The sequence below is a fragment of the Nonomuraea insulae genome, from assembly GCF_042656245.1.
In genome coordinates, this window is sequence record NZ_JBHSPA010000013.1 from 124,779 (window position 1) to 136,955 (window position 12,177).

The window sequence follows — 12,177 nt, forward strand, 5'->3', positions numbered from 1 at the left end:
CGACGTCCCACAGTCGCAGCGTGCCGTCGCCGGTGCCGACCGCGAGCATCGACTCGTCAGGGGAGAACGCCAGCGCGGTGACCGCCCTGCGCCGACCCGAACCGCCCGTGGCGGACGCGCCGAGCACGCCGACGCGGCGCTTGACGGCACCGTCCCAAAGGACGGTCTTGCCCGAGTCGTCGCCCGCGGCCAGGTAACGGCCGCCGGGGCTGAACGCCTGCGCCTGACCGGGGCCGGGACTGGTCGAGGGAGGATTCTTCGCTCCCGTCCGCACATCCACGACATCGCCGATCGACGTGACGGCGAGCCGCCGGCCGGGGTGGAGGGCGAGCCGGTGCGCGGTGACGCCGGGCAGCGTCCTGGTGACAGTGCGGGTGCGCAGGTCCCAGATCTTCGCCGCCCCCAGCTCGGGTCCCTGGGCGACCAGCAGCGAGGTGTCGTCAGGAGCGAAGGCGATCGCTCCGGGCATCGCCAGTCCCCGCTCACTTTCCCCATCCTTGACCACGAGCGTGTCCGTGGTGCGTCCGCCGGCCACGTCCCACAGCGAAACCCGGACCGGCAGCTCGGGGTGATCTGTCGGGGCGGCGCCGAAGGCGAGCGTCCGCCCGTCCGAGGCGAAGGCCAGCAGGACCGAGCAGCTCGGCATGTCCGGCGGATGCGGGCAGGGGATCTGCGGCAGATCGACGCGCGGCCCGCCGGACAGCGGCCGGTGCAGCCGCAGCCGCACGCCCTGCGGCTCCTTGAGCTCGTACGCGAGCGCCAGCAGGTCACCGTCCGGGCTGAACACGGCCTTGTGGATCACGTCCTCCTCCCACCGGGAGGTGAGGGCCGGGCCCGCGTCGAGCGTGCGCACGGTGGCCGGCCAGGCCCTGCCGGTGCCGCTCAGGTACCGGATACGGCCGGCCCGCGGGTCGACGCGGAGATCGGCCACCTGCTCGCCCATGAGGGAATGCCGGACGACGGGCTGCTCGGGCCACGAGACCCGCCACACCAGCAGGTCGAGCCCGTCGGCGGCGGCCAGGAACGTCCCGTCGGCGCTGAACCCGATCTCCTTGACGTCCCGCTGGGCGATGGACGCCACTTCCGCGCCCGACGCGAGGTCCCACAGGCGGACCGCCTCCTCGGAGACGACCGCGAGGCGCCGGCCGTCCGGGGTGAAGCGCACGAGCTCGTACTGGCACTGCCGCCGGTTCACGACTGGCGCCCAGGGCGTGTCCATCCTGCGGCGGGCCCGCACGTCCCACACCTGCAACCGCTGCCCGGGAACGCACAGCGTCAGGTACCGGTCGTCCGGGCTGAGGGTGGCGTCCGGAAAGCCCGCATCGGTGTAATCCCGCTTCTCGCCCTGGCCGCGCAGCATGGCAGGCCCGATGTCCCACGTCGACATCAGCGTCGACGGCGCCTTCCGGGGAACTCTCACCTCCAGGAGTTCCCGCCGCCGGGCGAGATCCCACACCAGGATCCGGTACGTCGAGCCGGCGGCGTTGTAGCCGATGGCGCCGCGCCCGCTCACCCCCATCTCGAATCCGTCCTTCGCCGGCCCCAGCTCCCTGTCGTCGTGGCGGCCCGCGACCAGGTCCCACGACGACACCGCCAGGTCCTGACCCCACATGGGCAGCGTCCACGCGTCCCCCTTCCGTACCCCCACCAGCTCGTGGCCGTCCCCCAGCCCCGGCCAGAGCGCCGTCCTGCGGTGGGTGTCCAGGTCCCAGGTGGAGACCTGGCCGGCGCCCACGCTCACCAGGGTGCGGCCGTCGGCGCTGAGGTAGCGCATGGTGCCGGGCTCGCCGTCAGGGTCCATGAAGACGTCCTGCTGCCGTTGCTCGCCCGCCGCGAGCAGGGCCGAGCGGGTCTCGGGCAGGTCGGCCACCCGCCAGGCGGCCAGGCTGAGGCGCATCGCCGTGACCGGGTCGGTCTCGCGCAGGCTCTCCGCGACGCCGATGGCGCGGCGGGCGTCGGCCTCGCGCTGGCGGGTCCGGCTGGTCGTGTTCTGCTGCCAGGCCAGCAGGCCCGCCACCAGCGTCAGGGCGAGCAGCCCCGAGATCGCCGCCCTCCGCCGCGTACGGGAGCGCCGCTCGCCGTCCCTGGCGGCGACGCCGGCGGCGAGGAACTCGCGTTCCAGCGGAGTGAGCTCTTCCGCGGCGGTGAACTGCTCACAGGCGGCCGCCAGGCGCGCCCCGCGATACAGGCCGCCCGGGTCGCGATCGTGATCCCGCCAGGCGGTGGCCGCCTCGGTCAGGCGGCGCTGCAGCCGGATCCGCTCGCGGTCCTCCTCGATCCAGCCGCGTAACCGGGGCCAGGCCGTGAGCAGCGCCTCGTGCGCCAGATCCACCTGATCCTCGCCGAGGGTGACCAGGCGGGCCTCGGCCAGCCGTTCCAGCAGGGGTTGCGCGTCCTCGGTGGCCAGTTCCGCGCGATCGGCGGGACGGCGGGTGTCCTGGGCGTCATCGCCGGGGTTGACCAGGCGCAGCAGCAGGTGACGCAGCCGCTCCTGCTGCCGGGCGGTGAGCCCGGCGTAAAGGTCTTCCGAGGTACGGGCGATCGAGCCGTGGATGCCGCCGGAGGCCTCGTACGCGGCCAGGGCCAAGGTCCTGCTCCGGCGCCGCCGCCACGTCTCCAGCAGGGCGTGCGACATGAGCGGCAGGCCGCCGGGCTCCCCCTCGACCTCGGCGATGATCCGCGCCGTGAGCTCCCGCTCCACGACCAGACCGGCGCCGGCGGCCGGCCTGATGATCGCCTCCCGCAGCTCGGCGGCGCTCATGGGGCTCACCAGCACGGTGGCGTCGCGCGCCGCCTCGGCCAGCGCCCCGTGCCCGGCGCAGTGTCCGAAGAAGTCGGCCCGCACGGCGAGCACCACCCGTGACCCGCTCTCGTCCCGCGCGCGCTCCAGCAGGGCGTCGATGAACGCGCCGCGCGCCACCGGATCGACGCACAGCGTGAACACCTCCTCGAACTGATCCACGATGATCAGCTCCGCGCCGGGAAGCTCCCGCGGGGGCCTGGCGCCGGGCGTCAGCACCCGGATCGAACCGCCCAGGTACGGCACCAGCCCCGCGCGCAGCACCGAGGACTTGCCGCTCCCTGACGCCCCGGCCAGCAGCACCAGCCGATGGGCCCGGCTCAGCCCGGCCAGCCGCTCGACGAGCGCCGTACGGCCGAAGAAGCGCCCGTGATCCTCCACCTCGAACCGCGCCAGCCCCGGATACGGCGCCGGCGCGTCGTCCTGCTCGGCCGCCCTCTCCAGGGCCTCCCGGTCGGCGGCCTGCCAGCGGGCCCGCCACTCCTCGGCGTCGCCGCCGCACGCCTCGACGTAGGCCAGGGCCACGGGCAGCGACGGCAGCCGGTCACCGGCGGCTGCCTGCGCCAGGGTCGCGGGTGAATAGTGCGCGCGCCTGGCCATCGCCCGGTAGGTCAGGCCGCCCGCGTCCTGCCGGAGCTTGCGCAGCTCGGAGGCGAAGCGGGCGACGGGTCCCACCAGCGGATCCAGCGGCTGCTCACGACGTCCCAAGATTGCCCCCGATCAGTTGATCACGTCCGTGTCAGATACGGAGTGACCACACAGCCGAATACGGACCTCCCATGATCTGAAATTTCCCGGCATCTCACGAACTGGCAGAAGTCTCCACCAGCGCCACTCCGGATTCGCCCTGCAACCGCACGGGCCCGTTCGGAGTGATCACGTGGCCGGTAAAGGATTGGACGGGATGATGCCCGGGCTTGTAGCTTGCAGTTGATCGTGACACCGCCCGAGGAGGTGAGCCCCATGAACGCTGTATCGATGTGGGTGCTCCCCCTTGCCGTCACGGTCGGGCGATCGACGTAGGTGTCGCCGGGAGCGCCTCGCCAACAAGGCACTCCCGAAAGGCAACACCTATGCACTCTCAGCAGGTCACCGCCGAGCCGCCGTCGAACGACAGGGCCGAGCGTGACTCCACGGTGGGCGACGTCCCCGGAGTTCTCCGGTCACCGGCCGATCGCGCGTCCCGCACCTTCGATGTGATCATTGCCGGGTGCGGGCCGACCGGTGCGATGCTGGCCGCCGAGCTGCGGCTGCACGATGTGCGGGTACTCGTTCTGGAAAAGGAGACCGAGCCCAAGTCGTTCGTCCGCATAGTCGGTCTGCATATTCGCAGTCTCGAGCTGATGGCGATGCGCGGACTGCTGGATCGCGTTCTCCGGCATGGTAGACAGCGTCCGGCCGCCGGCTTCTTCGCCGCCATCCCCAAACCCGCGCCCAAGGGCCTGGATTCCGCGCACGCCTATCTGCTGGGCATCCCGCAGCCGGTCATCGAGCGTCTGCTCGAAGAACGTGCGATCGAACTGGGCGCGCAGGTCCGGCACGGTTGCGCGGTCGCCGGTTTCGAGCAGGGCGACGAGGGTGTGACCGTCGAGCTGGCCGACGGGGAACAACTGCGTTCGCGCTACCTCGTCGGCTGTGACGGCGCGCGCAGCACGGTGCGCAAGCTGCTCGGCGTCGGCTTCCCCGGCGAGCCCTCGCGGATCGAGACGCTGATGGGCGAGATGGAAGTGGGTGTACCGCAGGAGGAGATCGCCGCCAAGGTGGCCGAGCTCCGCGAGACCCACCAGCCATTCTGGCTCCGGCCCTTCGGTGAAGGGGTCCACAGCGTCGTGGTCCCCGCCGCGGGAGTCAGCGACCGCGCGGAACCGCCCACCCTCGAGGATTTCAAACAACAGTTGCGCGCCATCGCCGGAACCGATTTCGGCGTGCACTCCCCGCGCTGGATGTCCCGCTTCGGGGATGCCACCCGGCTGGCCGAACGTTATCGGGTCGGGCGGGTGCTGCTGGCCGGCGATGCGGCACACATCCATCCACCCACCGGCGGGCAGGGCCTCAACCTGGGCGTTCAGGACGCATTCAACCTCGGCTGGAAACTGGCCGCACAGATCCGCGGCTGGGCCCCGGAAACACTGCTGGACACCTACCAGGCCGAACGTCATCCGGTCGCCGCGGACGTGCTGGACAACACCCGCGCCCAGATGGAACTGCAGTCCACCGAACCGGGCCCGCGGGCCGTGCGCAGGCTGCTCACCGAACTGATGGACTTCGAGGAGGTGAACCGCCATCTGATCGAGAAGATCACCGCGATCGGCATCCGCTACGACTTCGGCGACGGCCCCGACCTGCTCGGCCGCCGCCTGCGCGACATCGACGTGAAACAGGGCAACCTCTACGGTCTGCTGCATCGCGGCCGCGGCCTGCTGCTGGACCGCACCGAACGCCTGACCGCCGGCGGCTGGTCAGACCGGGTCGATCACCTCGCGGATCCCACTGCGGAACTGGATGTTCCGTGCGTCCTGCTACGCCCTGACGGCCACGTCGCCTGGATCGGCGACGATCAGCAGGACCTGGACGTCCACCTCTCCCGCTGGTTCGGCGAGCCCGCCAACTGATTTCGCCTGAGCAGCGGCGGGCACGGTTTTCCAAGATCGAAAGGCCCGGCCTAGACCGGCCATCGGAAAACCGTGCCCGTGTCGCCGCCACGCATCAAGGCCAGGAAACCACAGTCATCGTGCCTCCCGCCCATACCGGGTCAGGACGGCGGCGCCGGCCGGTTCGGCCGACAGGCACTCCAGGTAAGCGGGTGGCCCACCCGCGGGAAAAAGCCGATCGCCGGAGCCGAGGATGGTGGGGAAGGTCAGCAGCCGGTATTCGTCGATCAGGTCCTCGGCCATCAGCGCATGGACGACGCTCAGGCTTCCGGTGATGACCACATCCCGCTGCTCGCGCTTGACGGCGTCGATGAGGTCGTCGTCGATGACCTGCGAGTTGGCCCAGGCTGAGGTGTCGATCAGCGTGCGGGAGGCGACCAGTTTCGGCACGGCGTTCATCCGCGAGGAGAACGGATCGTCGCGGCCCGGCCAGAGCCGGGAGAACAGCTGCCAAGTGCTCCGTCCCAGCAGCATGACGCCGTCGTCGAGGACGCTGCCGAGCCGGAACTTGTCCCCGGCGACCGTTTCGGGCCCGTGCCGGAACGCCCAGCCCCCGGCCGGTGTGCCGGCGGAGCCGTCCGGGTCGGACACGATCCCGTCCAGGGTGATGAACTCGATGACGATGACGCTCACGATGGGTGTCCCTTTCGTTCGATGCTCACCCGTACGTACCGGCGGCATCAGCCGGACTCATCGCAACCCGTCGAACATGTTGAAAAAATCTCCTGGGACAGGCCGAACGCCTCGAACACGCCGGGATCGGCGAAGACGACATTGCGCGCGATCCGGCCGCCGGTGACCGTGAAGACCTGCAGCGTGTGCAGACGATGCCCGCCACCGGGCTCAGGGGCGTACGCGGCCAGCGCGGGCTGGCCGTTGGCGGTGAGGCGCCTGAGGCTCCAGCCGGTCCCGCGCATGTCGAACACGCGACGCATGAACAGGCCGTAGTCGTGGCTCCCCCGGTACCACAGCGGCACGGGCGGCATCTCCAGGACGGCGTCGTCGGTGAGGAGCCGCACGAGTGCGGGGACGTCGGCCGTCTCGAACGCCCGCATGTACCGCTCGATCACCTCGCGCACCTTCGGGTCGTCCGGCTCGCCGACCTCGCTGACGTCCGTGGCCTCGCCCGCTTCGGCGAGGGCGGCGCGGGCCCGCTGCAGGGCGCTGTTGACGGCCGCAACCGTGGTGCTGAGCTGGACGGCCACCTCGGCGGCGCTGAATTCCAGAACCTCGCGCAGCACGAGCACGGCCCGCTGTCGCGGCGGCAGCGTCTGCATCGCCGCCACCAGCGCGAGCCGCATGTCGGCCCGTACCCCCACCTCGAACCGGGCGTCGGGAAACGGCTGCAGCCAGGGAATGTCGAAGGCCGGTGCGAGCGGCGCCCCGGGATCATCACTGGGCGTGCCCAGCCCGGACGGCAACGGCCGCCGCGCGCGGCCCTCCAGCGCGGTCAGGCAGACGTTTGTCGCGATCCGATACAGCCAGGTCCGCAACGACGCACGGGTGGTGTCGTACCGATCCCGGGCCTTCCACGCCCGCAGCATCGTCTCCTGCACATGGTCCTCAGCCTCGTGGAACGAACCCACCATCCGATAGCAGCACGCCACCAACTCGGCTCGATATGGCTCGAAATCCACCGCCCCATCATGGCGCACGCGACATCCCAACACGTCTGCGGGTGCGGATCACCCGGCCGAGGTCCTCGATGGCGCGGTAGGTCCGGAGCCTGGTGGTGGCCGTACTGTGATCAGTTTTTCGCCAGGCGCCGATCGACGCGGGCGAGCAGGTCGCCGACCGGCTCACAAGCGGTGCAGCGCCACAGGCGCACGGTGCCGTCCCCGTGCGCGGTGGCCAGCAGGCTGCCCTCGCGGGAGAACTCGATGCCCTCCACGGTGGCGGCGAAGCCGCCCACCGTCACGGGAGGGGTGGCCACGTCGGTGCGCCAGATGCGGGCGGTCCCGTCGTGCCCGGTTCCGGCCACCCAGCGGCCGTCGGGGCTGAAGGCGACGGACCACACCATGTTCTGGTGGCCGCGCAGCACCAGGGGCTCTCCTCCCCCGGCCATGGGCCAGACCCTGACGGTGCCGTCGGTGCCCGCGCTGGCCAGGCGCCGCCCGTCCGGACTGAACGCGACCGCCCATACGAGGCCCTGGTGGCCGCGCAGGATCAACGGGGGCACGTCACGGTGAGCGTCCCAGATCCGTACGGTGCCGTCTTGACCGCCGGTGGCCACCCGGCGGCCGTCCGGGTTGAAGGCGACGTAGCGGATCTGCTTGGGGTCCGCCCGCCGTACCAGCGGGAGCCGCGTGCCCGTGAGGTCCCAGATGCGCAGCGTGCCATCGAGGCCGGCGCTGGCCAGCCACCGGCCGTCCGGGCTGAAGGCGACGCTCCACGCCACACCCTCGTGGCCACGCAGCGCCGCGGGCTTCGCGCCACCGCCGGCGTCCACGACCTGTATCGTGCCGTCCGCACCGGCACTGGCCACGCGCTGCCCGTCACCGCTCACGGCCAGGCCCACCACCTCGTCATCGTGCCGGGTCAGCACGTGGTGCGTGCCGGCCGGCCAGTCCCAGCTCCGTACGGTGCCGTCCACACCGCCGCTGAACACCCGCCGCCCTTCGGGGGCGAACGCCGCCACCCACACCTCCTTCTCATGGCCGCGCAGCACCGAGACAAGACCCATGCCTCCCGGATCCCACACGCGGAGCGTTCCGTCGTCGCCCGCGGACACCAGCCTGGTCCCGTCGGCGCTGAACGCCGCGCCCCACACGACCCGTTCGTGGCCGCGCAGCACGAGCGGATCCCCGCTCCCCGTGGGGGACCAGACGCGGATCGTGGCGTCGTCGCTCGTGGTGGCCAGCCGGTGCCCGTCATGGCTGAAGGCCAGCCCCTCCACCGTGCCCTGGTGCCCGTGCAGCACGACGGGCGGCGTGGTCCCGTTGGCCTGCCACACACGGGCCGTGCCGTCGATGCTCACGCTCGCGAGCAGCCGCCCGTCGGGGCTGAACGCCACATTCTTGATCGCCGCCGTGTGCCCGCGCAGGACTCGGGGCTCGCCCCGTCCCGTCACGTCCCACAGGCGAATGGTCGCGTCATGGCCACCGCTGGCCAGTGTCCGCCCGTCCGGGCTGAACACCACGCTCGTGCTCTCCCCCTCGTGTCCGCGCAGGATCCGTGGGGTGCCCGCGCCGCCGGCGTCCCAGAGCCGGACCGTGCCGTCCTGACCCGCGCTGGCCAGACGTCGCCCGTCGGGGCTGAACGCCACGTTCCACACCGGGCCTTCGTGCCCGGTGAGGATCACGGGCGGGGCGCCGCCGGGCAGGGCCCAGATCCGGATCGTCGCATCGGTGCCCGGGACCGCCAGCGACCGCCCGTCCGGGCTGAACTTCGGGCTCAACGCCTCGCCACGATGCCCCCGGAACACGATCGGCTGCCCAGTAGACAGGCCGCCCGGGCTCCACGGCCAGACCCGGACCAGACCGTCGGCCGAGCTCGCGGCCAGACGGGTGCCGTCCGCGCTGAGGGCCACGCCCATCGCGCGTCCCAGCCCGGGAATCGTCGTCAGGAGGTGGTCTTCGACGATGCCCTGCCGCAGGACCGACTCGGCTTCGACCGTCGGCCACAGCCCGTACGCCCGTCGCGCGAGGCGCAGCCCGCGCTCGGGGTTCAGCTCCAGCTCGGCGCGCGCCTCGGCCGCGAGCTGGCGAGACAGTGCCACGTCACGCTGCTCCCGGGCCTGGCCGCCCTGGAACACGGCGACCGCGGCCAGCACGCTGACCACCACGGTCGTCACGACGAGCGCCGTCCCTGCCAGGCGGGTGCGCCGGCGCCGTCCGGCGGACTCGGCCGCCTCGCGGCGACTGCCCGCGTCGAGAAAATCACGTTCGAGGTCGTTGAGCGTTTCCACTGGATGCTCGTGTGAGCTGGAAAGGCGCGTCCCGCGATACAGGAACGCCTCGTCCCGGCCGTGCTCGTCCCACTCGGCGGCGGCCTCGGCGAGCCGCCGCTGGGCGTTGAGCCGCTCGCGGTCCTCCTCCAGCCAGGTGCGTAATCGGGGCCAGCCCCGGATCAGTGCCTCGTGCGCGATCGTCACGGTGCTCTGCTCGGCCACGACCAGCCGTGCCGCGATCAGCGTGTCCAGCACCTCGGCCGTGCGCCACCCCCGCCGGCTCGCCTCGAGCTCCGCGCGGGACGCTCGCCTGCGGGTGTCCTCGGTTCCGTCTCCTGGCATGGTCAACCGCAGGAACACGCCCCTGGCGATGCCCTGTCCGGCCGGGTCGAGCTCGCCGTGGACACGCTCGGCGGTCTGCGAGATCGCGCCGCGCAGACCGCCCGTCGCCCGGAACGCGGCCACGGTGAGCGAGGCTCCGGTACGGTGCCGCCAGGTCTCCAGAAGGGCGTGCGAGACCAGCGACAGCGCACCCACCTGCCCGCGCGCGTCGTCCACGATCAGATCCACCAGTTCGGTGTCGACCTTCACCCCCGCGTGCTGGGCAGGGCCGGTGATGACGGCGCGCAGATCGTCCTCCTCCATCGGCCCGATCAGCACCTGGTTGTCCTGTAACGCGGACACAAGTGCGGGATAAAGAGCGCAGTGACCGTAGAAGTCGGCCCGCACGCCCAGCACGACGTGCACCTGCGGTTCACGAGCGGCGGCCAGGAGCGCGACGACGAAACCGTGGCGCTCGCGCTCGTCATGGCAGAGGGTGAACGTCTCCTCGAACTGGTCGACGATGATCGCCAGGTGGCCTCCGTCCGCTCCGCTGCTCAGCATCTGGGCACACAGCGTGGGGATGGCGTCCGGGGAGGCGGCGAGCGCCTCGTGGACCGGGCCGGCCGCGATGCCCTGCGCATTCGCCAGCTGGATGGACAGGCGTCGGAGCGGCTGCTCGCCGGGGGTGAGGAAGATCACCAGCCATTCACCGCCGTCCCCGCCGGCGCCGGCTTCGCTGAGGGCCGGCAGCAGCCCCGCCCGCAGGACCGACGATTTCCCCGCTCCCGAGGGGCCGAACAACGCGAGAAAAGCGGAGCCGGCCAGTCGTTCGCGTAATTGGCGTATCAGACGTTCGCGTCCGAAGAACAGGGGCGCATCCTCCGGCCCGAACGGCGCCAATCCCCGATAAGGGGCCGTGTCTTCTCCCGGGGCGCCATCGGCCGGAGCGAGTGCGCCCATCAGGGCATGCCATCGGTTTTCCCACTCGTCGCGATCGCCGTCGCACGCCTCCACGTATGCGAGTGTGACCGCGAGACTCGGAACCACCACTCCCCCGGCCGCCTCCGACAGGGCCGTCACCGAGAAATGCGCGCGCCTGGCCAGCTGTCGATAACTGGGTTTTCCCGCCTTCACCCTCAGATTCCTGAGTTCGAACGCGAACCGATGAAGCGGATTGTTCTCCGGATCCAGCACACGCTCAGGACGTCCCATTGCCCTCGTCTTCCGGTGACAGTGAAGGTCAACGCCGTTACGAACTGCTATCAGAAAATTGCGTGCCGTGAGACAAGCTTGATCAGCATGCTGACGCCTGCACCCTGGCCCGTCAAATCATCAGACACACGGGGTTCTGGACAACATCTCGGGAGCGATCCTGCCCCAGGTCACGCTCCTTGGCCGGGCTGCGCGTTGTTTGTCCAGTCGATCTGCCCTCGCTGGACAACCAGGGGGTCCACTACAACAGGGATCGAGCCGGCGGAGCGGGGCAAGCCCAGCGATCCTCGGCTCGACCGGCCCGCACGACAGAGCGCGGTCCCTGACCCGCCGTCCCAAGAAAACCTACAGGACCTGCCGGCATCGTCAGCGAATTGTTCGTCCAGTCGTCCGCCATCCGCTGAACGACCGTCAGGGCGACAGCACAGTGAAAGCGCAGCAACGAATTCCACGACTCGGGAAAGAGGAGAAATGCGCAGACGAAACATCGCCCCGGCCCTCCTGACGCTGGCTCTCGGCGCGGCGACACTGGCCCTGGCCGCCCCGCCCGCCCAGGCGGCCACCGCCGCCGCCCCGCAGACGGTCACCCTTTCAGCCGCCTTATTAGCGAACAACTGCGGCTTCCGCACCTCGGCATACCCCAACAGTTACTGGGTCGCGAGCATTGCGGACTCGCAGTGCCGGGACTGCCCGCAGTGGGCGCAGGCCTACGAAATCCTCAATCCCTCCCGCGACTACTACTGCACCTACAACCCGAGCAACAGGCTGGTCGATCTGCACTGGCGACGCGGGTAAAGCGCACCTGCCGTTGTCGCCGCGATCTGAATGCTTCGCAGCACACGCCCACAGCGGATTTCACCACCGGATAGGGAGAGACATGATCATCCGATCAGTCCGGCGCCTCGCCGCCGTCACTGGGGCCTGCCTCCTGGGGGTCACACTGCTGACCGCGACCCCCGCGCATGCCGGCGTCCTCGGGGACGTCCGCAACGACCTGCCGTCCAGTTACACGGTCAAGATCGGCACGTTCGGCGGCGGCACGAGTACGTGCAAGACGTGGAACGCCGGATCACAACGCTGCTACCACTGGTGGCTGCCCAGCGGACGGGACGACGACGGGATCCGGCCCGGCATGGACACCGACGGCTTCATGGTCGAGCAACCCGTGCTCGTCGTACTGAGGACCGGGGTCGGGATCCACGTCGCCGCCTTCTCCTGGACGAAGATCAGCGACCTGGAGAGCGTCCGGTGTTCGCTGAGCCCGAGCGCGTCCTGTGTGATCAGTAGCTGACGCCGGCGGC

7 protein-coding genes are annotated in these 12,177 nt (G+C 70.8%); 3 read left to right on the forward strand and 4 right to left on the reverse strand.

Annotation, left to right across the window (positions count from 1 at the left end; translation table 11 throughout):
- A partial coding sequence (locus ACFPZ3_RS10085; RefSeq protein WP_379513727.1) for an nSTAND1 domain-containing NTPase occupies positions 1-3,508 on the reverse strand: 3,508 nt, incomplete at its 3' end.
- Between the two features lie 365 nt (positions 3,509-3,873).
- Here ACFPZ3_RS10085 and rox point away from each other — a divergent pair.
- The gene (gene rox / locus ACFPZ3_RS10090; RefSeq protein ID WP_379513728.1) at positions 3,874-5,412 is read left to right on the forward strand and encodes a rifampin monooxygenase; all 1,539 of its coding nucleotides are present in this window, start codon (positions 3,874-3,876) and stop codon (positions 5,410-5,412) included.
- A 114-nt stretch (positions 5,413-5,526) separates the two neighbouring features.
- Here rox and ACFPZ3_RS10095 read toward each other — a convergent pair whose 3' ends face one another.
- From ACFPZ3_RS10095 to ACFPZ3_RS10105, 3 genes are all read right to left on the reverse strand, one after another.
- Positions 5,527-6,084, reverse strand: a complete 558-nt coding sequence (locus ACFPZ3_RS10095; protein WP_379513729.1) for a dihydrofolate reductase family protein — start codon at positions 6,082-6,084, stop codon at positions 5,527-5,529.
- A gap of 47 nt (positions 6,085-6,131) precedes the next feature.
- Entirely contained in the window at positions 6,132-7,088 is a 957-nt protein-coding gene (locus tag ACFPZ3_RS10100) for a sigma-70 family RNA polymerase sigma factor (RefSeq protein WP_379513730.1), read from the reverse strand.
- A gap of 110 nt (positions 7,089-7,198) precedes the next feature.
- Complete coding sequence (locus ACFPZ3_RS10105; RefSeq protein ID WP_379513731.1) at positions 7,199-10,798, reverse strand: nSTAND1 domain-containing NTPase; 3,600 nt, start codon at positions 10,796-10,798, stop codon at positions 7,199-7,201.
- Positions 10,799-11,347: 549 nt separating this feature from the next.
- On the opposite strand from ACFPZ3_RS10105, the gene ACFPZ3_RS10110 reads away from it, so the two are divergent.
- Together ACFPZ3_RS10110 and ACFPZ3_RS10115 are read left to right on the forward strand one after the other, a co-directional pair.
- Positions 11,348-11,671 carry a hypothetical protein gene (locus tag ACFPZ3_RS10110; protein WP_379513732.1) on the forward strand — a complete coding sequence of 108 codons (324 nt, stop codon included), beginning with the start codon at positions 11,348-11,350 and terminating at the stop codon, positions 11,669-11,671.
- A gap of 82 nt (positions 11,672-11,753) precedes the next feature.
- The gene (locus tag ACFPZ3_RS10115) at positions 11,754-12,167 is read left to right on the forward strand and encodes a hypothetical protein (RefSeq protein ID WP_379513733.1); all 414 of its coding nucleotides are present in this window, start codon (positions 11,754-11,756) and stop codon (positions 12,165-12,167) included.
- Positions 12,168-12,177 lie beyond the last annotated feature (10 nt).